Annotated in this window: 18 protein-coding genes; 12 read left to right on the top strand and 6 right to left on the bottom strand. The window is 33.8% G+C overall.

The genetic code is table 11. From position 1 onward, the window contains the following. Positions 1-4: 4 nt before the first annotated feature. A complete protein-coding gene (locus tag Q0857_RS02855) occupies positions 5-814 on the top strand; it encodes an endonuclease/exonuclease/phosphatase family protein (protein ID WP_298531835.1) in 810 nt (269 codons plus the stop codon). On the opposite strand, the gene pbpC is transcribed toward Q0857_RS02855, so the two are convergent. Beyond that, positions 815-3,166, bottom strand: coding sequence for a penicillin-binding protein 1C (pbpC, locus tag Q0857_RS02850; protein ID WP_298531832.1), 2,352 nt, complete (start codon positions 3,164-3,166; stop codon positions 815-817). It abuts the gene before it with no gap. A 113-nt stretch (positions 3,167-3,279) separates the two neighbouring features. On the opposite strand from pbpC, the gene Q0857_RS02845 reads away from it, so the two are divergent. Beyond that, positions 3,280-5,169 carry a T9SS type B sorting domain-containing protein gene (locus Q0857_RS02845; protein WP_298531829.1) on the top strand — a complete coding sequence of 630 codons (1,890 nt, stop codon included), beginning with the start codon at positions 3,280-3,282 and terminating at the stop codon, positions 5,167-5,169. Positions 5,170-5,604: 435 nt separating this feature from the next. Here the strand turns inward: Q0857_RS02845 and Q0857_RS02840 are convergent, their stop codons facing one another. Next, a complete protein-coding gene (locus tag Q0857_RS02840; protein ID WP_298531826.1) occupies positions 5,605-5,910 on the bottom strand; it encodes a hypothetical protein in 306 nt (101 codons plus the stop codon). Positions 5,911-5,980: 70 nt separating this feature from the next. Beyond that, complete coding sequence (locus tag Q0857_RS02835) at positions 5,981-11,557, bottom strand: Ig-like domain-containing alpha-2-macroglobulin family protein (RefSeq protein ID WP_298531823.1); 5,577 nt, start codon at positions 11,555-11,557, stop codon at positions 5,981-5,983. A gap of 272 nt (positions 11,558-11,829) precedes the next feature. Between Q0857_RS02835 and Q0857_RS02830 the strand changes: the two genes are divergently transcribed. Then, complete coding sequence (locus tag Q0857_RS02830; RefSeq protein ID WP_298531820.1) at positions 11,830-12,321, top strand: CAP domain-containing protein; 492 nt, start codon at positions 11,830-11,832, stop codon at positions 12,319-12,321. Between the two features lie 64 nt (positions 12,322-12,385). Here Q0857_RS02830 and Q0857_RS02825 read toward each other — a convergent pair whose 3' ends face one another. Further along, on the bottom strand, positions 12,386-13,426 hold the full coding sequence (locus tag Q0857_RS02825; protein WP_298531818.1) for an isoaspartyl peptidase/L-asparaginase family protein: 1,041 nt from the start codon (positions 13,424-13,426) through the stop codon (positions 12,386-12,388). Between the two features lie 123 nt (positions 13,427-13,549). Between Q0857_RS02825 and Q0857_RS02820 the strand changes: the two genes are divergently transcribed. From Q0857_RS02820 to Q0857_RS02810, 3 genes are all read left to right on the top strand, one after another. After that, complete coding sequence (locus Q0857_RS02820; RefSeq protein ID WP_298531815.1) at positions 13,550-15,103, top strand: aldehyde dehydrogenase family protein; 1,554 nt, start codon at positions 13,550-13,552, stop codon at positions 15,101-15,103. Positions 15,104-15,227: 124 nt separating this feature from the next. After that, positions 15,228-16,604, top strand: a complete 1,377-nt coding sequence (locus Q0857_RS02815) for a DUF1800 domain-containing protein (protein WP_298531812.1) — start codon at positions 15,228-15,230, stop codon at positions 16,602-16,604. Between the two features lie 2 nt (positions 16,605-16,606). Further along, positions 16,607-17,797, top strand: a complete 1,191-nt coding sequence (locus Q0857_RS02810) for a DUF1501 domain-containing protein (RefSeq protein WP_298531809.1) — start codon at positions 16,607-16,609, stop codon at positions 17,795-17,797. A gap of 149 nt (positions 17,798-17,946) precedes the next feature. Here the strand turns inward: Q0857_RS02810 and Q0857_RS02805 are convergent, their stop codons facing one another. Both Q0857_RS02805 and Q0857_RS02800 read right to left on the bottom strand, forming a co-directional pair. Beyond that, on the bottom strand, positions 17,947-19,080 hold the full coding sequence (locus Q0857_RS02805) for an ATP-binding protein (protein ID WP_298531807.1): 1,134 nt from the start codon (positions 19,078-19,080) through the stop codon (positions 17,947-17,949). Positions 19,081-19,102: 22 nt separating this feature from the next. Beyond that, a complete protein-coding gene (locus Q0857_RS02800) occupies positions 19,103-19,852 on the bottom strand; it encodes an SDR family NAD(P)-dependent oxidoreductase (protein ID WP_298531804.1) in 750 nt (249 codons plus the stop codon). A gap of 259 nt (positions 19,853-20,111) precedes the next feature. Between Q0857_RS02800 and Q0857_RS02795 the strand changes: the two genes are divergently transcribed. The 6 genes from Q0857_RS02795 to Q0857_RS02770 are packed head-to-tail and all read left to right on the top strand — an operon-like array spanning position 20,112 to position 26,201. Continuing rightward, on the top strand, positions 20,112-21,113 hold the full coding sequence (locus Q0857_RS02795) for a MoxR family ATPase (RefSeq protein WP_298532168.1): 1,002 nt from the start codon (positions 20,112-20,114) through the stop codon (positions 21,111-21,113). A 42-nt stretch (positions 21,114-21,155) separates the two neighbouring features. Then, positions 21,156-22,022 carry a DUF58 domain-containing protein gene (locus Q0857_RS02790; protein WP_298531801.1) on the top strand — a complete coding sequence of 289 codons (867 nt, stop codon included), beginning with the start codon at positions 21,156-21,158 and terminating at the stop codon, positions 22,020-22,022. A 15-nt stretch (positions 22,023-22,037) separates the two neighbouring features. Next, entirely contained in the window at positions 22,038-23,696 is a 1,659-nt protein-coding gene (locus Q0857_RS02785) for a hypothetical protein (protein ID WP_298531798.1), read from the top strand. Next, on the top strand, positions 23,696-24,700 hold the full coding sequence (locus tag Q0857_RS02780; protein WP_298531795.1) for a VWA domain-containing protein: 1,005 nt from the start codon (positions 23,696-23,698) through the stop codon (positions 24,698-24,700). Before Q0857_RS02785 ends, Q0857_RS02780 begins: the two co-directional genes overlap by 1 nt. Positions 24,701-24,702: 2 nt before the next feature. Beyond that, the gene (locus Q0857_RS02775; protein ID WP_298531791.1) at positions 24,703-25,161 is read left to right on the top strand and encodes a cytochrome c oxidase assembly factor Coa1 family protein; all 459 of its coding nucleotides are present in this window, start codon (positions 24,703-24,705) and stop codon (positions 25,159-25,161) included. A gap of 2 nt (positions 25,162-25,163) precedes the next feature. Next, a complete protein-coding gene (locus Q0857_RS02770) occupies positions 25,164-26,201 on the top strand; it encodes a VWA domain-containing protein (RefSeq protein ID WP_298531788.1) in 1,038 nt (345 codons plus the stop codon). Positions 26,202-26,263: the final 62 nt, after the last annotated feature.

Genomic DNA, 26,263 nt, shown 5'->3' with positions numbered 1-26,263 from the left:
AATTTTGGCATTATTAGTATTACACTTTTTTATTAAAGATTCTTCTTTTGAATCGTCTCTGTGGTTTTATGTATTCCCTTTACCAGTAATCATAGTTGTTATACTATGTCTATCAGTATTTGCATTTAATTTTAGAAAGTATAATTTGAAACTTGCTAGCGTATTGATGTTGCTTTGGTTAGGCAGAAGTTTTAGAGTAAATTTTTTTTCGGAAGAAAAAGATTCGGACTTAGAAGTTGTTTTTTGGAATGCCTCAAGGGAAAATGACTTTAATAATGCAATTGATATAAATGGTGGTGTGCCAGATGTTTTGGTGCTTACAGAATCAATTGATTTAGATTTTGAGGAGTTAAAGGAGACGTATTTTTATAAAGCTAAAAGAGAATTACGAGTTTTTTCTAAGTTCCCAATTATTATCAAACAAGACACAACAAGCAATTTTAAAACTAGTATAGTTAATTTTGAAACTGCTAGCGTTAATTTTTATGCAGTAGATGTAAGTGGAAGTACTGATGTTCCACGATTTTGGGAAATAGGTTTTTTAGATAAAATCATTAAAAAAGAAGAAAATACAGTTGTTTTAGGGGATTTTAATGTACCTTATGAATCGATTCTTCTGAAGCAAATAAAAGAGAATTACGTGCATTTCTTTTCTAGAAAAGGTAATGGTTTTAGAGAAACATGGTTTTTGGGAATGCCGCTTTTGTCTTTAGATCAGATTTGGGTGTCTCGAGATTTAGAGATAATCAAATCTGAAAAAGTTAGTACTTCCAAAAGTGATCATAGTATGATTAAAACGATTATTAGAAAATAATTATTTTGAAACTTTAAAAGCACGTTTTATCTCATTCCCTAATTCATCAATAACAGTTATCATATGTTTTCCTTGACTTGGCCTTACGGCCATTTCATGGACGTCTGTAGTGCTTCCTATATACATTTCGTCCATATACCAATACACGGTATTCTCTGGTTCTGAATGGGCAATTTTTAAAATAAGGTCATTGGTTTGACCATCGAAATCTTTTGGTAAAAACACATTATTATTTGTATTGGGGTAAATAAATTCTATTGAAACATTTTCTTGAACTATACAATCGCTTCTAAATTTAGGAAGCGTCTTGTAAAAGGGGTTTTTGTATTTGTAATAATGAGCCATTACAGGAGGTAGTATAAACCATGGTTTATGTTTGATAGCATTTAAATTTTCACAGGAAGCGTTTACTTGGTAGGTTTCTGTTTGGTCAAGGTGCACTAAAATATGGTATGGACACGGTTTGGTTTTTAATCCATTTAGTTGAATAAATGATTCTTGAGTGTCCTCACAATTCGATGATGCTCTATGTCCACTTTGTTTACATATAGAAACTTCTTGCATTTCGTCAAAAGGTTTTGCGAACCATTCGCTATTTGGCAGTAAATCAAAGACCTCAAACAAAATTGGAGCAGCCGCTTGTATACCGACTAAACCTGGACGTCCCTCACCATCAGCATTACCCACCCAAACACCAACCACATGTTTTTTTGTCGTTCCAATGGCCCAAGCATCGCGAAACCCAAAACTGGTTCCCGTTTTCCATGCTATTTGTTTTGAGCCGTCAAAAAACTCCCAATTCTCATCACTTTCTGGTCTATTCACTTCTTTTAAGCTTTCGTATGTTAAATATATGGAAGCGGCGTCAAAAAGTGTTTTGTCTTGCGTCTTTTTTCCAAAGTCCAGAGTTTGTGAGTTTAAGAACAAAGGTTCACAAAACTCATTAGCAAAATATTCGCTTGAGCTTTCAGAAAAATGATTTAAAGTTGAAGATAAAGCGGCGTAACTTTTACATAAATCCCATAAGTTACTTTCGGCACCTCCTAATATTAATGACAAGCCGTAATGGTTGGTGTCATATTTTAAATCTTTTAATTTTAAACCATGTAAATATTGATGGAACTTATTCAAACCAAACTTTTGTAACATTCTTACCGCTGGAACATTTAAAGACTTTGATAAAGCCTTACTTGCAGAGACTGCGCCATCATAGGTTTTGTTATAATTTTCTGGATTATAGTTTCCAAACTGTGTTGGGACATCTGCTACCAATGTGTTTGGGAGCAACTCACCCGCATCAAGCATAGCTGCAAATAGAAAGGGTTTTAAAATACTGCCAGTACTTCTAGGCTTATTAATAATATCCACATCTTTCTGGTGTGTTTTGTTGGTAGGCGTATTACCTACATAAGCTAATACTTGCCTTGTGTTTACATCTAAAACCAGAACTGCTGCGTTATAAATTTCGTTCTGACTTAGTTGACTATAATGTTGTTTTACGATTTGATTTATTCGCTTTTGAAGCACTACATCAATAGTGGTTTTTAGATGTTTTCCAGAATGCGTTTTTGAAATTTTTTGTAATAAATGAGGAGCAATTTGGGGCAGTGCATAAGGTTTTTTCGGGAGTGTTTCTGCAATGGATAATTCATAAGTCAGGCTATCTAAAATATGTCGATCAAGAAGTTTTTTAAGTAAACGATTTCTTTTTTTTAGTAGCTGGTCTTGATTTTTCCCCGGATAAATTAAACTAGGCACATTAGGTAATACAGCTAAAGTGGCACTTTCACTCCAAGATAAATCAGAAGCACCTCTGTTAAAATACCGCCACGAGGCTGCATCTAATCCAACAACGTTTCCTCCAAACGGGGCGTTACTAGAATAATAACTTAAAATGTGGTCTTTGGATTCTCTTAGTTCTAGTCGTGTGGCAAGAATGAGTTCCTTAAGTTTTTCTAAATAGGTTCGTTTTTGCCCTTTCCTGGATAACCTAATGACTTGTTGCGTAATAGTACTACCTCCTCTTTTTATATTTCCAGATTTTAAATTGTTTTTTAACGCCTTAAAGATTGAAAAAGGGTTAAAACCTGGGTGTTTGTAAAAATATTCATCTTCAAACTGAATAATACAGGTTTTAAACTTCTCTGGAATTGTATCGTTATGTGGAAACCTCCATTGTCCATCTTTTGCAATTTGTGCTCCTAATAATTCATTGTTGCTGCTTGTTATTACGGTTGCTGTTGGATTATTGAAGAGTTGCTTGGGTAAACAGAGTACATAGGCAATTAAAATAAATACTAGAATTACAAATTTAAATTTATGCTGCTTTATATAATTATTTAACTTTTGCATCTATTGTTAGATACTATAATTAGCCTTAATTTAGATGTTTTTTAAGATAACTTTATGTAAAAATAGAGTTTAATATTATTTATAAAATAATGTTGTTTGTTTTTTTGAAAACTATGGCTGTAAATTTTACTAAAAAGGGACGTTTTATAGCGTTTTTTGTTTCATGCTTAATCGTAAACATTTCTTATGCACAACTAAGTTTTTGCTCAGGGAATTCTGGGGATCCTATTTTTATTGAAGATTTCGGAGCAGGAACAGGTGATGTGTCATTACCTTCTGGGAGTACAACTTATACATTTGCAAATGGTAGGCCTGGTGATGGCTTTTACACAGTATCTAATTTCTCAGCTCATTTTAACTGGTATGATATTCAAGACCATACAAACGGTGATACTAATGGAAGAATGTTAATTGTAAATGCTGACTTCACCCCAGGAGAATTTTTTAGAATTCCAATCACGGGGCTGTGTGAGAATACCTCGTATGAGTTTTCATCGTGGTTAATTAATTTAATGAGAGACAATACACCACAATGTGGCTCAGGAATTCCGATTAATGTAAGGTTTGAAATATGGGATAGCACTGATTCTATAAATTTAGTAAGTGGAGATACAGGAAGTATTGGAGGAGGTTCAAGTCCTAATTGGCAAAATTTTGGTCTTGTTTTTCAAACAGAACCTGGGCAAACATCAGTAATACTAAAAATGAGAAACAATGCACCAGGAGGTTGTGGTAACGATTTGGCAATTGATGATATTGCTTTTAAATCTTGTGGTGATTCAATACTAATTGAAGATGTATCAAATACAAATACAGTAAGCTTATGTGAAAACGAATTGCCTTACGCAACCACACTAACAGCAACCCCAGATTTTAGTATTTTTTCATCACATTTTTATCAATGGCAAGACAGTCCAGATGGTATTAATTGGACAGATATCGCTGGAGAAACAAGTCATAGTTATACCACATCTTCAATAAATAATACCACTTTTTATAGAGTTAAGGTAGCAGAAGATGTTGTAAACGTGAACAATAATTCTTGTAATTCGTCGTCAGAAATATATGAAGTTAATGTGGTACCCTTTCCAGATGCACCAATAAGCAATGGTGACTTAATGATTTGTAAAAACGATGCAACACCATTATCTGTCTCAGTGCCGGCGGGGGTTAGAGTGAATTGGTATGATGCTGCTACGGGTGGGAATTTATTATTAGCAAATAGCACATCGTACAACCCAAATGTTTCGGGAATGTATTACGCAGAAGCAGAAACAATGGAAGCCGGTTGCCTATCAATTTCAAGAACAGCACTACAAATCGAATATTTTGAAACTCCAGAAGTTACAGATGAGTCACTTTTGTTTTGTGAAAACACGACTATTATTTTAAGGGCAGACCCTACAAGCCCAAGTCTTGTTACATCGTATTTATGGAATAATGGCAGTATAAATGACGATGTAGATGTTTCAACACCGGGTACATATTCTGTTATAGTTTCCAATGATTTATGCAGTGTGACCAAAACTATTATATTATCACAAATTGATATCCCCATTATCGAAAGTGTTATTTCAGATCAAAGTAATATTGTTGTTAAGACGCTAAATACAGGCGATTTTTTATACTCTATAGATGGTAATATTTTTCAATCAAACCCCACATTTTTTAATGTTCAAGGCGGGCAATACACAATTTATGTTAAACATCGCGATTGTGCAGAGCTTATTACCACACGTCATATTCACTTTTACATACCAAAATTCTTTACTCCAAATGGAGACAATGTAAACGATACTTTTAATCTAAATGGTATTGAGTTTTACAGCTTTTCTCAAGTAACTATTTTCGATAGATACGGAAAACTATTAAAAAATGGCTTAAACACACCTTTTTCATGGAACGGAACTTTTAATGGAAAGCTTTTACCAACGGGTGATTATTGGTATGTTATAATTATTGAAGGCCAAAAGTTTACAGGGCACGTCACCTTAAAAAGATAAATTATTTGGGCGTTACCCCGAAAAAGGGGTCGGGCTTTACACTATATCTTTCTGCGGAGCAGACCCGAATTTGTTTCGGGGTTTTTCAGTTTAATTAGCACTACGTTTCAAATGGGAGTTTTAGTATTTAAAACTCCCAAAAAGGATGCCGCTGCAATTCCTAACGCGGGCTTATTTGCTAGCTATATTTTTTATCTGAAAGTAGTTTTATTTTTTGAAGAGTTTCGTTTAATAGTTCGCGGATATGCGTCGTTTTAATGACTTATATCCGACGTTAAACGAAGTTATCGTTTTTTTCTGACAAAATCAAGTAGAGATTATGGCTTGCTCTGGAGAATCTTTTTTAGGTTATTAGAAGTACATCAACTCCAATTATCATCAATGAGGCAAAAACTCCTAAAACAATGTAATATCCTATTTCTTTAAAATTTAATTTCATAATCTGATTGCTTTTCCAAAGAATCGCATAAAAACAGCAAAGAAACCAAAAGAATACGCAATGCTTGATTTCGCTTTCCATGTAATCCATAGAGCCAATAAGGCCTGTGTTATCGTAAAAGCGGGTCCACCAATTGCAGACCATAATTCATGATGTTTATTGATAAATTGACCATTTTGTGGCGTTACACCATTTAAACGTAGTGTCATTTTATTGCCCAATATTTCACCCAGCTCCCAATGCCCAAATTCATGAAAGAGGTATGTAATAAACGCAATTGTAATAAACGCTATAATAACCAATCAATCGATTCGACTTTCTTTTAAATCATTTCTTATTCTATTTTAAGATTCCTGCTTTTGCAGGAATTTATCACTTCTCAACCACAACCCATTTTCCTTTAGTTCTCACTAAAAACTCATTATCATACATGGCTTCTGCTTGTATCCCTGGTAAATAATATGTTCCTAAATATGATGCATTCAGCATCACATTAAAGGTTTTGGTACTATGCTTTCCTTTTTTAGGCAAATCAAAATAGAAATTCACACGGTCGTCTCTAATATCGGTATGTCTTGCAGATGCTCCAGAGGTATTACTTCCAAATGCTGTAAAACGAGTATTTACAATTTCCCAACCTGATGGAAAAATTTCAGTCAGCGCTACATCATTTATAGCACTGTTTTTTAGGTTACTTACACTAACTGTAGCCACAAAATCTTGTCCTTGCATCAATTTAGAAATATCAATTTTGTTGCCTTTTAAATCTTTGTATTGAACAGAAACGCTTAAACCACGTTGTTCCACCAATTCTTGTCCAAGTGGGAGTTTTCCAGAATTTAAAACCCGTACATAAACAATGTTATCTTTTTCATTTTTGAAAACTAAAGTATTAGCGCCATTAATAACTGAAATTTGGCGTTGCGCAATGGCACTTTTTGTATCTATATTTTCTGTTTTTCCGTTAATGGTATAATTCACCTTTAAAGATTTTCCGCCATTAGCATTTACCATTTTTGCCATAGCCAATAAACTATAGGCTGTGGTTTGTGTACTCATCCAACGGTTACTTGATAAATCTCTGGCAATATCTTTAGCAAGAGGGCGCATTTTAGAATCTTTAGTCAACACCATGGTTTCTAATGCCATCGCACGATTTCTATCTACCGAACCATACGTGTAATGATTATAACGTACCGGTTTAAAATTAATATTTGCCGATTGAGAAATCTTATCACTTGCTTCCTTTTGTCCAGCTAAAGCATAGGCTGCAGCTAATCTCCATTTGGCTTCATTTGAAATTTCAGAGAATTCTCTAAGTCTATTCATGCTTGCTAAATCTGCATTTCCAGTCAAAGCCAAAGTGTATAAGCGATAGGCTTGCGCTAAATCAGAATTATAGGTTCTGTAACTTGGACGCCAATTTCTGGCCGCTTGTTTTTGATATCGTAACCAATTGCTTTTAAACGTTAGCGGTAATACATAGCCTTTCTTTTCTGCTTCAATCATAAAATGCCCTGCATAACTTGTGCCCCAATCGTTAGCATTAGCTTCTCCAATCCAATAACCTAGTCCGCCATGAGCTCTTTGAAAATGGCCTAAGCGTTTAATACCATTTTCAATATTGGTTTGTATTTGTTTCTTTTTTTCAGAGGTTAAATCGAAAATATCAGCTAAAAACAACTGCGGAAATACACTTGATGTAGTTTGCTCAACACACCCATGCGGATAACGAATTAAATATTGTAATCGTCTGCTAAAATCCATTGGAGGTAAAGTTGAAAACTCAACAGTAGCAGAGTTTGTTCCTGCAACACCAAATGTTGAAAAGTTTAAAGTTGTAGAATCATTTCCTGCTAATGTTTTGTCTAAAGCTTTAGATGTTATTGGGTTGGTGTTTTCAACATCCAATTCTACTTTGTAAGTTGATTTTTCCCCGTTTCCAGTGGCGATTACTTCGACAGTATTGATGCCTTTGGCTTTACTTACATCCAATTCAAAATACGCCATTTGTTCATCTGGTCTTGCAAAGTTTAAGACTTTTGAAGTTGCTCCAACAATAGAAATGCCATTGCTTAATTTCAAACTTACATTTACATTTTTCACTTTTGGTTCCATTGCGAAAACAGTTACAGGAAGTGTTACTTTTTCACCAGGGCTTAATTTCCGCGGCAACGTAGCTAAAACCATAAGAGGCTTTTTAACTTCAACAGCTTTGTCTGTACTTCCGTAAGCTTCATTATCGTTGTTTCCTGCAACAACCATAATGCGCACCGAACCAATATAGTTTGGCAATTTTATTTGATGGGTTTTTGTTTTTCCCGCATCTAGTTTAAAAGGGCCTAAATAAGTAACGACAGGTTTAAAACGGTTGGCTTTTTTGTTTTTCCCTCCAGCGGCACTTCCATCACCACCAATAGCAAATACCTGATCTATACTTCCAGAATACGCGCCAATAACATCATCAAAAATATCCCAAGTTTTTACACCTAAAGCTTCACGTTTATAGAATTCCTTCCATGCATTTGGTGTTTTAAAACGTGTTAAATCTAATAAGCCTTCTTCAACCATGGCTATGGTATATGTCATTGCTTTTTTGTTTTTTTCAGACACTTTTAAGGTAAACGTTTGTTCTGGTTTTAGTTTATCTGGCATTTGTAATTGCGGTTCCAGTTTGGTATTTGGATCTTCTACCATAATAGGAATAACACCATATAGTCTGATTGGTAAATCGTTGGCAGTAATAGCATGGGGTTGTAATAACGAAATGTTTACAAATACATTTGGCGCCATTTCCATGCCAATTGGAATATCAACAGTAGTTTGTCCCTTTGTGGTTTTCACCCACTTGTAATCTAGCACTTCAGTGCCATTTTCAATACTAACTAAAGCACGACCTTCACTACCTGAAGCAAACGTTACTTTAGCAGTTTCGCCCACGTTGTACTTTTCTTTATCTGCTGAAAACACTAACATTTTAGCGGCTTCTTTATCACTAGATGGTGCTTTTTGCCACCAGGTTTTATAAAAATAAGCGGTGCGTCCAGTAGCATGACCGCTAACAGGATCAACTACGCGTATTAAATATCTTCCTCGAGCATCGTCTGGAATATTGATACTAAAGTTGGCTTTTCCGTTAGCATCGGTATTCATTTTTAAAGATTTGTAGGGTCTGTGATAATTGCTAGAAACATAACTCGCTAAATCATCATAAGAGGAATTCCACCACCAACGCCATTCAACTTTATAAATTTTTACTTCTAGGTTATTGCGTTTTAAAGGTTTTCCGTTTTCATTAACTACAACTACATCAAAAGTTTGTTTTTCATCTGTAAAATAAGAATCATACGCATTACCTTTTGGAGAACGCAACCCAATAAAAGAGTTGTAAGGTGCATATTTTTTAGTAAATGCATCCATGGAGAAATCACCACCATTTTCAAAAGCTCTCACTAAAAACTGAACGTTTAACATTCCAGGAGCATTTTTGCCAACATTTAGTGTTTTATTGATCTTGGCTAAACCTACTTCATTTACTTTACCTTTAAATATGTTAATTTCCTCAGTTTGAAATTTACGTGTCGGGTCATTGAATGTATATTCTTTATAGTTTTCAAAAGCAGTAAAAGCACTACTAAATTTGGCTTTTATTTCAGCTTTTAAATTTTTACCAGGTGCTCCATGAAGCCATTTTACATCTAAATCGCCTTTTAATGTTTCATTATTTGAAAGTATTTCATTTTCAAAATCAACCTTAATTTTTAAACGATTAGGTTTAACGGTTTCAATTTTTAAACCCTTATAAAAGGTTGCACCACCAACAGAAACCTTGGCGTTGTAATTTCCTGTTTTATCTTCTGTAGATGTTGGTACTGTGAATTTGTAGAAATTGTTGAGGTTATCGGCGGTTACATTTTTGTAAACCGGTTTTCCGTTAGGATCTGTAATTTCAAGTTTTATAGGGTGACGTTTTGGAAGCGGATTCGCATTATCATTCAAGATAAAAGTTAAATGTAAGGTGTCTCCTGGTCGCCAAACACCGCGTTCGCCATATAAATAACCTTTTAAGCCACGTTGTAAGCGATGTCCTGATACGTCAAACTTACTTAATGATAGCGAATTTCCATCTTGTAGTTTTACATATGTGGCGCTATTACCTTTTGATACAATGGCGAAGTTTGCATGTTTATCGGTATCAATTGTTATGAGCCCTTCTGTATCTGTAACTTTACTAGCTAATTCCTGTTGCTGGAAATTATACAGTGTAACTTTGGCATTAGATTCTGGCTCAGTATTTAAAATATTAGTTACCGCAAAATAGTATGAGTTATTTGCGCTTCGCTTTGCGATAACCCCTAAGTTGGAGGCTAATAAATTTTGAGATATAATTTTATGCTCATTATAATAGGCATCATGACAGGGGTTTTGTTCTTCGCGCCAGTTGTAAGTGTAGTTTTTATACCTGTAAATTAGATTGTCCCAATATTGTTCTTCGCGTAAGTCTTCATCTTCACTTTCGGCAGCTGAATAATCGCCTTCAGAATAATGTTCCTCGTAATAATAGTCGTCGTAATCATCATTTTCAGAGTTAGAAATGCCTGTGTTAGCCTCACAATCGTACAAAGAATAACGTTTATCAAAACTTAATTCTACTCTGTAAATAGCATCTATATCTGCTTTAAAGAACTTAGATAAATCGATGCTATAGGCTTTCCATTTTCCAGTATTTTCTGCTGATGTTTGTAACTGAATTGTTTGTTTCGCAATGCGACGACCTACCTTTTTTATATCGTATTTATTGTTGCTATTTAAGTTGTTATCTTGAAGAAATTGAAGCACATTATCTTCAAAAATCTTAATTACTCGAACATCAACGGCGCTTAAATTAACGGCTTCAAAATTGAATTTTAGTTCTTTCGAATTTGGAAGAATTGTTCCGTTGCTCATTAGTTTAACTTGTGGTTTTAGGTCTTCAAAAGCGATAGTTTCAGAAAAAGACTTCTTTAACTTATAGCCTTCAGCATTTTTTATGCCTTGAAATACATCAACTTGAACACTACCTACCAATTTAGTGTCTGGATAAACTTTTAACACATTGCCATCCACCACGTATTTTTGGTTTTTTACATTTTGAATAGATACTAAACCATCAAAATTTTGCTGTTTTTTAAGCGGATCTGAAAAGTTGATGGAGAGATGTTGCTCTGGGGATTGTATAACATCAGTTTCAATAATCGTAAAATGGTTTATCCCAGGAATTAATACCGTGTTTTCGCCTTCGTTTTCAGCCCTAATTACCTTGCCGTTCCATGTTACTAAGATTTTATCATCTTCAATTTTCCTATGAATGCTATCAATTTTAAATTCAAAATACGAGGAACTTGTGTTGGTTTCATTAAAAACTAAGGCTAATTTTTCACCGTTTTGAGAAGCTTCAATAAGGGTTTTTGCTTCTTCTAGTGTAATTACATCCGCTGATTTTATAATGCCTCCAAGATATTGCCAATTTTTACTATACGATTGTAAATGGTTGGTTTCAATATTAAAACTAGGTTTAATGGTTTTAAACTGGAAGGTGTAATCTTTAAAACCATCGGGCATATTTTTATAAATATCTTTCAATTTTACAGTAACCGTATATTCTGTATCTGGTTCAAGATATTCATCAGGTGTAAAAATAAGCGTGTGCTTATTGGTAGTAGTTAATTTACCTTCAACATGAGGTTTTATGGAAACCACGTTATCGGTAATCTCTTCACCTATTTCCCAAACGTCTACATCATTGGCCAAATTAATTTGAATAGGTTTTGCTACAGAAGTGATTCCAGAGGTGGTATAACTTATATAATCTCTAAACTTGAATAGGTTATCAGGAGTTATGGTTTTTTTTTGGCAAGATGTGGCTAGTGAAACAAGAAAAACAAATGCTAGGAGATTTTTAATGGACATCGACTTCGGATTTAGATAAATTGTAAACTGATAAAAAGAAATGTAGGTTGTTTCTCGTTAATAAATGTACGTTCAAAATTTGATACTTAGGCTTTTGAGATATGTTAAATTAGTCTTAATCTTCTTGTTTTGAAGAAGTAAAATAGTTAGTAAACGGGTAGGCAATGAAAGTTTAGTTAAGCTTATTTTAATCGGTAAAAGGTTTAAAATAAACGTTAAAATCCATATTTTAAAAAAATAGATGTATATTTGACCACCCAAAATCTAAAAGTATGAAAACCGCTTATTTAAAAACACGTATGTTTTTGGTATGTTTTGCAGTTATTATTTCTGGCATATCATGTTCAAAGGATGAGACTTCTATTCCGGAGGAAGCTAATAATGAAGATGCTGTAAACATAGAAGCTCAAATACTTCAATTGGTAAATACACACAGAGAAAGTATTGGAAAGTCAGCTTTAGCTTCAAATTCATTTGCGGCATCACTAGCTAAGGATCATACGTTATTTATGATTGATCAGGGGAAACTGAGTCATGATAATTCTGATGAAAGGTTTGAGCGTCTTTTTGACGAGGAAAAAGCAAATAAAGTTGGTGAAAATGTAGCTTACAAATATAATACTGCCGAAAAGGTTATGGAAGCTTGGTTAAATAGCAGTGGACATAAAAAGAATATAGAAGGAGATTTTACGCATGTTGGAATTAGCGCTCTTAAAAATGATGCTGGACAATACTACTACACCCAATTGTTTTTAAGAAAATAGGAGGGTGTAACTTTTAGTTTTTTTGCACTATATATTATTATAAGCCCGTTTATTATTGAATAAACTAATCTTTAAACATTCCAATATATAGTTTCTCTTTGTTGCTCATGGTAGCTCTAAACATGCCTGATGTATTGAATTCCATGGCCATGTTACCTTGGCTATCTACAGCAATAATACCACCATCACCACCCAATTCAGGTAGTTTTTTGTGAATAACAAGTTTTGCTGCTTCTTTTAAAGATAGGCCTTTGTATTCCATAAGAGCAGAAATATCATAAGCAACCATACCTCTTATAAAAAATTCGCCCCAACCAGTGCTTGATATCGCACAAGTTTTATTGTTTGCATAGGTTCCAGCCCCAATTATTGGCGAATCCCCAATACGTCCCCAGCGTTTATTTGTCATACCTCCAGTTGAGGTTCCCGCTGCTAGATTCCCATTTTTATCTAAAGCAACGCAACCCACAGTTCCAAATTTAGAGTCTTTTATATCTGAGTCATAAAATGATACTGTTTTATTTTTTTCTGAGGCTTGAGTACGTTCTAAAGCTTTCTTTTTGCTGTCCGTAAAAAAGTAATTTGGTTCAACGACTTTTAAACCTTGTTTACGCGCAAAGGTTTCTGCACCTCTTCCTGAAAGCATAACATGAGGTGAATTATCCATCACTTCACGGGCTAAACCAATTGGGTTTTTTACTATTCTTGTTCCAGCAGAAGCTCCTGCATTTAAACTATTTCCATCCATAATGGATGCGTCATGTTCATTGATGCCTTCATAAGTTAGTACCGCTCCTCTACCAGCATTAAAAAGAGGAGAATCTTCTAAAACATTAATGGTTTTTTCAACGGCGTCTAGACTCGAACCTCCGTTTTTCAATATGGTATAGCCAACTTTTATTGCTTCTTCTAATTTTTTGCGATAATCTGCTTCACGCTCTGCTGATATGTTTTCTTTTTTTATTGTTCCTGCTCCTCCATGGATAACGATTGAGAACTTAGCTTCTTCTGGTATTTTTTCTGTAGATGCAGATTTTGTTTTTTGTTCATTTTGGCATGATGAGAAAATCACTAAAACTGCAATGAAATATAAAAGCTTATCCATGAGAATAATAGATTTAATTTGACTTTAAAGTTAATGATTTTATAATTGGTTAATTTTAATAAATACCAGTTTTAATTATTATATTCGCAAATAATGTTAAAATATCTAATGAATCAATAATTTATGAGTACAGTAGCGCTTAACTTTGGTATAGATGAAGCACTTCAAATTTTAGGAGTTCAAGCTATAAATGAAGGCACTTCAACAGGCTCAAATAATTTTTCTGGAGGCGAAATTATTGAGTCTTTTTCCCCTGTTGACGGACAATTAATTGGCAAAGTAAAAACAACAACTCAAGCAGATTATAAAAAGGTTATGACTGCTGCAACTTCTGCATTTCAAGTATGGCGAGTAATGCCGGCCCCGCAACGTGGAGAAATTGTACGTCAGTTTGGTGATAAGTTGCGCGAAAAAAAAGAGGCTCTAGGTAAACTGGTTTCTTATGAAATGGGTAAAAGCTATCAAGAAGGGCTTGGAGAAGTTCAAGAAATGATTGATATCTGCGATTTTGCAGTTGGGTTATCCCGTCAACTTCACGGTTTAACCATGCACTCTGAGCGCCCAGGGCACCGTATGTATGAGCAGTACCATCCATTTGGTGTTGTTGGTATTATTTCTGCTTTTAATTTTCCTGTTGCTGTTTGGGCTTGGAATACTGCGCTAGCATGGATTTGTGGAGATGTTTGCATTTGGAAACCTTCTGAAAAAACACCAATGTGTGGTGTGGCTTGTCAAAATATTGCTGCCGAGGTTTTTGCTGAAAATAATTTACCAGAAGGTATTTCTTGTTTAATAAATGGCGATTATAAAGTTGGTGAGTTGATGACAAAAGATACCCGAGTGCCATTAATCTCGGCAACTGGTTCTACTAGAATGGGTAAAATTGTGGCAAAAGAAGTGGCAGGACGATTAGGAAAATCTCTTTTGGAACTAGGAGGGAATAACGCTATTATCGTGACACCCGATGCGGATATAAAAATGACCATAATCGGTGCGGTATTTGGTGCTGTAGGAACTGCGGGTCAACGTTGTACATCAACACGTCGATTAATTATTCATGAGTCTGTTTATGATAAAGTTAAAAATGCTCTTGTTGATGCTTATAAACAATTGCGAATTGGTAACCCGTTAGACGAAAACAATCATGTAGGTCCTTTAATTGATACGGATGCCGTTAAGATGTATACTGAAGCTTTAGAAAAGGTCGTACAGGAAGGCGGAAATATTATAGTTGAAGGCGGTGTGCTTTCGGGGCTAGGTTATGAAAGCGGTTGTTATGTCAAACCTGCCATTGCTGAGGCTAAACCTGATTTTGAAATTGTACAACATGAAACTTTTGCTCCAGTTCTTTATTTATTGAAATATACAGGTCCAATTGAAAATGCAATAGCCATTCAAAATGAGGTGGCACAAGGACTATCTTCTGCAATTATGACAAATAATTTGAGAGAAGCCGAACAATTTCTATCCCACGCTGGAAGCGATTGTGGTATTGCCAATGTAAATATTGGAACTTCTGGCGCTGAAATTGGAGGGGCCTTTGGGGGTGAAAAAGAAACTGGTGGAGGTCGTGAATCTGGATCTGATGCTTGGAAAGTTTATATGAGAAGACAAACAAATACTATCAATTATACCACAGAATTGCCCTTGGCTCAGGGTATAAAGTTTGATTTATAGAGCTGTTAAGTGTTATTGAAAAACCGTTTCGTAATTTGAAACGGTTTTTTTGCCTTAAATATACCCGTGGTTAAACCTTTTTGATTCTAGATGGTCTAAAATCACACGTCAAATATTATTTCTTATGAATCGCAATAACGTTCAGCATTTATATTGGAGGTCAGGATTTGGAGCCTCTCCAGACGAATTAAGAGAGTTTTCCAAAAAAACTAGAAAAGAAATAGTAAATCAATTGTTTGACAATTCAAAACAAACAATGCGTCTTGATGTTGATACTTCGGAAATTATTGCTGTCATCAAAAATGAGGAGAAATTATCTCCTGAAAGCAGAAGAAAAGTTCAAAAGCTAAGTAGAGCGAAAATAATTGAATTGAATGTAAAATGGATAGATCAATTAACCTCTTCAAGAGCTATGCTGCGAGAGAAGATGACGTTGTTTTGGGCAAATGTTTTCGTTTGTGAAGACAACAATGTCATTTATATTCAAAACTTTAATAACATGCTTCGTGAAAATGCTTTGGGGAACTTTAGCGATTTTGTTAAAAACATGTCTAAAGAAGCAGCAATGACAAAATATCTAAATACCAAACAGAATAGAAAGTTAAAACCCAATGAAAATTTTGCTAGGGAACTTATGGAATTATTCACGCTGGGAGAAGGACATTACTCTGAAAATGATATTAAAGAAAGTGCGAAAGCCTTTACTGGATATAGCCATAATTCAAAAGGCGTTTTCGTTTTTAGAAAGCGTCAACATGATGAAACTATTAAAACTTTTTTTGGTAAAACGGGTAACTTTAGTGGTGATGATATTATTGATATTATTCTAGAACAAAAGCAATGTGCGCAGTTTATATGTGAAAAAGTATACCGTTATTTTGTGAATGATAATTTGAATAAAAACCATGTTAAAAAAATGGTGGAGGTTTTTTACGAAGATTATAACATTGAAAAATTAATGAGATTTGTTTTTATGTCTGATTGGTTTTATCATGAAGAAAATATAGGATCTAAAATTAAATCGCCTATTGAGTATTTGGTAGGAATGAAAAAGCTTGTGCCAATTACTTTTGAAAATGAAAAGCAATTATTATTTATTCAAAAACAATTGGGACAAATATTATTAAACCCACCAAATGTAGCGGGTTGGAAAGGTGGTAAAAGTTGGATTGATAGCAATACCATTGTTTTACGCTTAAAGTTACCATCAATACTATTGAATGATGCCTATATATCAAAAGCAAAAAACGGTACTTCAGACCAGATGATTATAAAGAAGCAAGCTTTTAAAAAACAATATGGGAAACGGTTTAAAACTCAAGTTAAATGGGATAGTTTTAATAAAACCTATACTCATGTTGACATTGAAGACTTACCTGAACATGTGCTATGCTGTAAAATAAGTAAAAGGACAGCCGATTATTTAAAGACCTTAGATAAGGTATCAAAACGAGAATACTGTGTTCAGCTTATGTCCTTACCAGAATATCAAATGTGTTAATTATGGATAGAAGAAAATTTTTAAAGCAGTCGTCGCTCGCAAGTAGTTTGTTTTTTGTTCCTAGCTTTGTTAAGGCTTTTGAGCAAGTAGCGAGTAGCGATTTGGGATTTAAACGTTTGGTAATTATTCAGTTATCAGGAGGTAACGATGGGCTAAATACAGTGGTGCCTTTTAGGAATGATTTGTATTACAAAGAGCGCCCTACTTTAGCGATACCTAAAAATCAAATGATAAGACTAAATGATGAATTAGGTTTACATCCTAGCTTAACTCCTTTAAAGCGCTTATACGATAATGGGTATTTGTCTATAATAAATAACGTGGGTTACCCGAATCCGGTGCGTTCGCATTTCAGGTCTATGGATATTTGGCAAACAGTTACCGATTCTGATAAATTCTCGCAAAGTGGTTGGTTAGGCCGTTACCTAGATCATTATGGAAAACAACCTTATTCTGCTATTGAAGTAGATGAAAGTTTATCGTTAGCACTAAAGGGAGAGAGGTTTAATGGCATTGCCACCCAAAATCCTGCGATTCTTCATAATTTATCAAAGGATCCATATTTTAAAAATATAAGCAGACATCAAAATGATGCTCATTTAAGTGAACACAATTTGGGGTATTTATACAAAACAATGATCGAGGCGCAATCTTCAGCTAAGTATATTTATGAGACTAGTAAAACAGCAACATCATTACAGCAATATCCAGATAATAAATTTGGGAAACAGCTAAAAACAGTTGCTCAGTTTATAAATTCTGGATTAGATACAAAAGTTTTTTACACCTCTTTAGGAGGTTTTGATACGCATGTAAATCAATTAAATACACAAAAACGTTTGTTGAAAACATATGCCGATGGTATCGAGAGTTTTGTAGAAGATTTAAAAGCTAATCATTCTTTTAAAGATACATTAGTATTGACTTTTTCTGAATTTGGTAGACGTGTAAAACAAAATGCAAATGTAGGGACAGACCACGGTACGGCTAATAATGTTTTTGTAATAGGCAGTCATTTGAAGAAGCAAGGATTATATAACCAAGCTCCAAGTTTGAGTAATTTGGATGATAATGGTGATTTGAAATTTGAAATAGATTTTAGAACGATTTATGCCACAGTATTGAATAAATGGCTGGATATAGATGACCAAACTATTTTAAATAAATCTTTTAACCAACTAGACTTTATTTAAGACATAAAAAAAACCTTGACCAAAATTGAAAACTCAATTAAGAGACAAGGTTTATATCTAAAAAAGATTAATAGCAGTGCAAATGTAATCTATTTCTTTGTAAGTAGATGTCCTTAAGGTTAATTTAAAGTTAAATTTATTAACATATGTTAACTGTATTTCACTTTTCTTAAAATTCGAAGAGCTTCTTTGTATAGCTTATAAGTCTCAGTATTATAGTGTTTTAGATGGGATTTAGCTTCGTTTAGTTTACTTAAAGCATCATGGAATAAGTTTAAATAGCAAATTAAATAGGTTACAGGAAGGTTTTTTAAATCTTGTTCTTCCGTTTCTGTAAGAGATAGTCCTTTTTTTAGTTTTTCAAGAATTGCATTGTTGCTATTATAAATATGGTGTAATATTCTTTTGTCAAATTGAGGGGCTTCAAATAATAGCTTAGTTTCAATATTATACTGGGCATTATCTTCAAAAGTGATATTAGTCTCCTCTAATTCATAGTATTTATTAGAGCCTTGAAGGCCCAAATTCACGTATTCAATTATTTTGAAACTATTTTCATTGTAGTCAATGGATACTTCATCTAATGCTGAAAAGAATAGTCGAACCTGTTCATTAATTAATTCAATATCCACTCTAGAATAAAAGGTGTTCTCTTTAACTATTTTTTTTTGTCCTGCCCAACAGACCACAAAATACTCTTTAAATACTTTGTACTTTGCGTTGTAGTCTTTCCGGTTATTCATAAAATCAAACACGCCGTTAAGTGTATGTTCAATATTATTTTGAGCGTGCTTTTCTATAGCCTCTACGATTTTAGAATTAACATCTTTAATTTTAATATCGAAAACTTTAGGCATACTCATGCTACCATCTCTAAGAAAAACGGAACCGCCATAATATTTCCAAATGTTTTTTCTTAATGAGGTTAATTCTTCTATTGGACGTATGGTTACTAATCCAACTACCTTATCATCTGGTAAATGTGGAAAAGGAATGTTTTCATACTGTACAATGGGAGGATGGCTTAAATAAGCATTTATCAGGTTTTGAATTTTACTATCATCAAAAAAATCAACGCCAATTATATTATTATCGGTATCTTCAACTCCAATAACAATATAGGAGTTGTTTTTTGGATTGCTATTAGAAAGTGCACAGACATGTTTTAAAAATTTCGCTTTTCCCTCTTTATGGCTAATGTTAATTTTACGTTTTTTATCATAAAAACTGTTCTCATCATTATGAGCAAGTAGGTGTTTTATAAGTAGACGTTTATTAATCATTGGGAAGCCCTAGTACATTTATTTATAATTTTTTTAATGTAACACTGTTGGCCTGTGCGGTTGGAAATACTAGCAAATCGGCAATATTAACATGGTAAGGTCTAGAAACAACAAAATATATAATTTCAGCAATGTCTTTAGCTTCTAAAGCTTTATAGCCTTGATAAGCTAAGTCTGCCTTAGCATCACCTTTAAAACGTACTTTTGAAAACTCAGTTTCTACTAATCCCGGACTAACCGCTCCTACTTTTATACCATATGGATTTAAATCAATACGCATACCCTCGGTTAAGGCTAGAACAGCATGCTTACTAGCGCAATATACATTACCTTTTGGGTAAACTTCCTTACCTGCCGATGACCCGATATTAATAATATGCCCAGATTTTCGTTTAGTCATTTGAGGAATAATAGCCTTGCTAACATAAAGCAAACCTTTTACATTAATATCCATCATGGCATCCCAGTCATCAATACTGCCATCTTCAATAGGGTCTAAACCATGAGCATTCCCTGCATTATTAATTAGTATATCAATACACTTGAATTCCTTCGGAAGGGATTTTATTGCTATTAGTGTTTCTTCTTTATCTCTAATATCAAAATTAAGGATGTGCACTTTGGTAAGGCGATTTAAAGCAGCTTTTATAGTGTTTAGTCTTTCTAAGCGTCTCCCACATAACACGAGATGAATGCCTTGCTTTGCAAATTCATAAGCTGTTGCTTCTCCAATACCGCTGGTGGCTCCAGTAATTAATGCCGTTTCTTTCATATTTTAAGTTTAGAGATGAATAAACTAATACTCTATAAAACTACTCAAAAGGAATTGGAAGTCGAAGCTCTTTTTAAAATTATTAATTAATCATGGGGCATTTAAGATAAACTTATAATAATGATTTGTTAAATGTGATTCCTATTGAGGCTTCTTAATATTTTTAACCAATTTTTAACATCATTACAATAAAAATTTTAACAATTTGCAATGCTCAAATAAGGACTGTATATTCGGGCTTTTAATAAAATAAAAAATGATGGAAGAAACAGGTACAATTGATATCAAGTCGATTAACGAGAAAATTGAAAAGGAAAGTGCTTTTGTAGATTTGTTGATGTTAGAAATGAATAAAGTCATTGTGGGTCAAAAACACATGGTTGAACGTTTACTAATAGGTTTATTAGGAAGAGGACATATCTTATTAGAAGGTGTTCCTGGATTAGCAAAAACATTGGCCATTAACACACTCTCACAAGCTGTTGATGGTAGTTTTAGTAGAATACAATTTACACCGGATTTGTTGCCAGCAGATGTTACGGGTACATTAATATATAATATGAAGGTTAATGATTTCTCGATAAAGAAAGGGCCTATTTTTGCCAACTTTGTATTGGCAGATGAGATTAATAGAGCACCGGCAAAAGTGCAGTCTGCTTTGTTAGAGGCTATGCAGGAGAAACAAGTAACAATTGGAGATGAAACATTTCCTTTAGATAAACCATTTTTAGTAATGGCGACTCAGAACCCTGTAGAACAAGAAGGAACTTATCCATTGCCGGAAGCACAGGTTGACCGTTTTATGTTAAAAACGGTAATTGATTATCCGAAAATTGCTGAAGAGCAATTAATCATGAGAGCAAACCTTAAAGGTGCTTGGGATAAAGTGCAGGCAGTGGTATCTATAGACCAAATTTTAAGAGCTCAACAAGCAGTTAGAGAGGTTTATATGGACGAGAAAATCGAGAAATATATTCTTGATATTATCTTTGCAACGAGATACCCTGAAAAATATAGACTTCCAGATTTAAAACCACTAATCTCATTTGGCGCATCACCTCGTGGAAGTATCAATTTAGCAACCGCTGCAAAATGTTATGCCTTTATTAAAAGACGAGGTTATGTGATTCCTGAAGATGTACGTGCTGTAGTTTATGATGTGTTAAGACATAGAATAGGTATTACTTATGAAGCTGAAGCTGAAAACGTAACTTCTGAAGATATCATCAATAAAATTGTTAACGAAATAGAGGTGCCATAGTAGTTTCTTGATTGTTGCTTGCATATTAATGATGATTGAAAAATGGACACTAAAGAATTACTAAAAAAGGTACGTAAAATTGAGATTAAGACACGACGGTTGTCTGATCACATTTTTGGAGGAGAATATCACTCTACTTTCAAAGGTAGAGGTATGACTTTTAGTGAGGTACGTCAGTATCAATTTGGTGATGATGTTAGAAATATTGATTGGAATGTTACTGCCCGTTACAATGAACCTTTTGTAAAAGTTTTTGAAGAAGAGCGTGAGTTAACCATGATGCTTATGGTTGATGTTTCTGGTTCAGAAATGTTCGGTACAGAAGATCAATTTAAAAATGAAGTCGTCACTGAAATTGCTGCTACGTTGGCATTTTCGGCGACCCAGAATAATGATAAAATAGGATTAATTCTGTTTTCAGATAAAGTAGAGTTATACATTCCTCCAAAAAAAGGACGTTCTCATGTGCTTCGAATCATTAGAGAACTTATAGAATTTCAACCTGAAAGTAAACAAACAAATTTAGCAGAAGCTTTAAAATTCATGCAGAACGTCATGAAAAAGAAAGCGATTGTATTTGTGTTATCTGATTTTATAACTGATAACTACCATCAAACCATGAAGATTGTTTCAGGTAAACACGATGTAACAGGTATTAGGGTTTTTGATAAGCGAGAAGAGGATATTCCAAATTTAGGAATTGTACAAATGCAGGATGAAGAAACAGGAGAATATATGCTTGTTAATACAGCTTCTAAAAAAGTGAGAGCCAATTATGCTAAGTTTTATAATGAAAAAGTAGCTTATTATAAGGAGAGTTTTACCAAATCTGGAGCAGGTGCTATTGATTGTCGTGTGGACGAAAGCTATGTTAAAAAATTGTTGGGCTATTTTAAAAGAAGAGGCTAAAAAGAATAGTGATTTATGATTAACGGATTACGATTTATAAAAGGAACATGTTCTATGATGGGTTTATCAACTGGGACCATTTTCACTATGCTCTTTTTTCTAATGTCTTGTTTTTCTTTTTCTCAAGTAAAATCTACAATTGATTCTACATCGATAAAAATAGGAGAGCAAATTACCTATCATATTCAAGTCGAAACAGATTCATCTAAATTGGTGGTTTTTCCTGAGGGGCAAACATTTTCACCTCTAGAAATGATCGAATCTTACGATATAGATACTTTAAAAAATAAAGATAAGTTCAACCTGATAAAAAAGTATGGATTAACCCAATTTGATTCGGGGTCCTATACCATTCCTAGACAAAAAATTATTGTTGGCGATAAAACATTTTTTACCGATTCGCTACAGGTTGAGGTTAATACGGTGGTTATTGACAGCACGAAAGGTTTGTATGATATAAAACCAATTATTACAGTTGAAAAATCAGGAAGCAATTGGTGGAAATATGTACTCTTAGCTTTATTAATTTTAGGAGTTGCAGCCTTGTTATTATACTGGTTTATTTGGAGGAAAAAACCACTTACAGAAGAGGAAGAAATTGCTTTATTACCACCTTATGATAGAGCAAAGTTAGCGCTTAAAAAGCTAGATGAAAGCCCGTATTTGGAACATGAAAACCTAAAAGATTATTACTCTGAGTTAACATTTATTATCAGAAAGTATCTAGAAGAAAAAGTATATGATAAAGCTCTTGAAAGTACCAGTAATGAGCTTATTGAGAGACTTAGTCTTTTAAAAGAAGGCAATCAAATTGATATTAGTAAGGAAGATATAAAGAATTTAGAGAGCATTTTAAAGCGTGCAGATTTAGTAAAATTTGCAAAATCTGCTCCTGATGTGGAATTGGCCAAAATGGATTGGCAAACAATTGATTTGGAGATTGATCATGTAAAAGAGTCTTTACCTGAACCTACTGAAGAAGAAAAGCTTCTAGATGAACAATACCGAGAAGAGCAAGAACGCAAGAGTAAACGTAAAAAAATATGGTTAACGGTTGGAATTAGTGTATTTCTTCTTTTAGGAACACTGACTGGACTGTCCCTTAAATTCGGATTTGATTTTGTGAAAGACACCATTATCGGTCATGATAGTAAGGAATTACTAGAAGGCGATTGGGTTACAAGTCAGTATGGTTTTCCTCCAGTAACGATAGCGACACCAAAAGTTTTAAAAAGAACGACTCCAGAGCTTCCTGAGGAGATAGCACAGCAAATGGAGATGACTCAGTTTAGTTACGGTAGTTTGATAGACAGGTTTCAAATTATAGTTGCAACAACAACTCTTAAAAATGCTGGCCAAGGTGAAATAGATATTGAAAAGGCTATTGATGGTAGTTTAAAAATGTTTGAAAATGTTGGGGCACAAAATATTCTGACTAAAAGAGACAAGTTTATTACGCCTAATGGTGCGGAAGGTTTGAAAGTTTATGGGACTATGGATGTGCCTGTTTTGAAAACCGATCAGGTAGAAAAAGGGAAATATGTTATTTTAGGTTTTGCTGCTGAAGGTATTATGCAACAAATTATGATTTTCCATAAACAGACTGATGTTTATGCAGAACAAATGGTAGAACGTATTTTGAATTCGGTTGAACTTAAAGAGGCAGAAGAATAATGTTTGAAGGAATTGAATTTGTAAATAAAGAGTTTTTCTGGTTGCTTCTTGTGCTTCCTATTGCTTTGTTGTGGTATGTTTTAAAACATCAAAAACAAACCGCAGAATTGAAAATTTCAAGTTTAAAAGGTTTTAAAGTCACCAATTCTGTTTTACCAAAATTAAGACACGTTTTGTTTGGATTAAGACTTTTGGCTTTAGCCTTGTTGATTATGGCCTTAGCAAGACCACAAGCTGTTGACGTGTCTACAAAAACAAAAACAACTCGTGGTATTGATATTGTAATGGCTATTGATGTATCGGCTAGTATGTTAGCGAAAGACTTGTCGCCAAATAGGTTAGAAGCTTTGAAAAAGGTAGCAGCTGAGTTTATTAAAGGAAGACCAAATGACAGAATTGGGTTGGTAGAATACGCTGGTGAAAGTTACACCAAAACGCCTATAACAAGTGATAAAGGTATTGTGCTGCGTTCTTTAAAAGGTATTAAATATAACACCATTATAGAAGGTGGTACGGCAATTGGCATGGGCTTGGCGACCTCTGTTAACCGATTAAAAGATAGCAAGGCAACGAGTAAGGTGATTATTTTATTAACTGATGGGGTCAATAATTCAGGGTTTATTGATCCTAAAATAGCTAGTGAATTAGCTGTAGAATATGGGATTAAAACATATACCATTGGTCTAGGTACTAACGGAATGGCTTTAACACCCGTTGCTATATTACAAAACGGAAATTTCCAGTACGCACGAGCGCAGGTAGAGATAGATGAAGAATTACTGAAAGAAATAGCAGATGCTACTGGTGGTAAATATTTTAGAGCTACCAACAATAAGAAGCTTGAAGAGATTTATGAAGAGATCAACAAACTAGAAAAAACCGAAATAGAAGAGTTTAAGTTTTATAATTACGATGAAAAATATAGATCATTGGTAATTCTAGCAGGATTGTTATTGTTATTAGAATTGCTGTTGAGGTTCACGGTTTTTAGGAGTTTTGTTTAAAGATGAATGACTTAATAGAATATAAAAGTTGGTTTGCTAGAAATTGGAAATGGCTTTTGCCATTATTTATGTTTTTTATGTTAGGGATATATACAATATCAACTACAAAGGTAGGAGAAGGTATAACAACCGTTGCGAAAGCCTATAATGATGCCTCACTTTACGAAAATGCTTTGGAAAAAGTAAAGAAAAATAAAGATGTAGTGCAATTGTTTGGAACAATAGAACCCATAGATAACTTTGCTATTTTAGAAGGAACAACTAGATATTCTAATAATGATAATTCAATTATATCAAGTATAAGAATAAAAGGAAGTAAATCTAAAGGTAAACTAGATATTACTGCTTATAAGAATGAAGGAGTATGGGTTTATAAAAAAATTGGTGTTAGAATTAAAAAACCCAGACAAGTAATAATTGTTTTTGAAGAGAAGATAAATGAATTCATAATTGAAGACTGAATATGTATCAATTGGAAGAAAAAATATGGTTTTGGGCATTAGGTATTATTCCAATAATAATTCTACTCTTTTTGGTGCTCCAATTTTGGAGGTATAAGGCTCAAAATAAATTTGCAGATAAAAAATTACTGAAAAGGTTAAGTCCTAACAGATCAATATTTAAGGGTGCTTTAAAGGTTTTGGTATTAAGTTTGGCATTCTTTTGTCTTGCTATTGCTTTGGTGAACCCAAAAATAGGAACCAAGCTTGAAACTGTAAAAAGAGAAGGTGTAGATATTGTTTTTGCGGTCGATGTTTCCAAAAGTATGTTAGCCGAAGACATTGCGCCCAATAGGTTAGAGAAATCTAAGCAGTTGGTCACGCAGATCATTAATAATTTAGCTAGCGACCGTATTGGTATTATTGCTTATGCAGGAAAAGCGTTCCCACAATTGCCAATAACGACAGACTATGCTTCGGCTAAAATGTTTTTACAAAGCATGAACACCGATATGTTGTCATCACAAGGAACTGCTATTAATGAGGCTATAAAATTATCTAGAACCTATTTTGATAATGAAGAACAGACGAATCGTGTTCTGATAATTATTTCTGACGGCGAAGATCATAGTGAGGCTTCAGCAGCTGTAGCAGAAGAAGCCAATGAGGAAGGTATTAGAATTTTTACTATTGGTGTTGGAGATTTAAAAGGAGGGCCTATTCCAGAAAAGCGAAATGGCGTTGTTTTAAATTATAAAAAAGATAGTCAAGGGGAAACAGTTATTACCAAATTAAATGAAGATACGCTAAAAGAAATAGCGAGTGAAGCTAACGGTGTTTACATTAATGGAAGAAATACTAATGAAGTGGTAGAAAGTGTTCGTGAGATTTTGAATGCTATGGATAAAACGGAGTTTGAAGCCAAACAATTTGCAGATTTTAAAGATCAGTTTCAATGGTTTTTAGGTTTCGGAATCTTTTTCTTGTTATTGGATGTTTTCCTTTTAGAACGTAAAACAAAGTGGTTAAAAAAGTTAAATCTCTTTAATGAGAATTTATAAATTAATGAGCAGATGTTATTATTTATAACTTCTTTAACTCATATAAAAGAGAAGGTTTTATA

It is taken from the genome of uncultured Algibacter sp., from assembly GCF_947495925.1.
In the GTDB taxonomy this organism is placed as follows: domain Bacteria; phylum Bacteroidota; class Bacteroidia; order Flavobacteriales; family Flavobacteriaceae; genus Algibacter_E.
The sequence above is the reverse complement of the archived record's forward strand: the minus strand, read 5'-3'. Positions and strand labels throughout refer to the sequence as shown.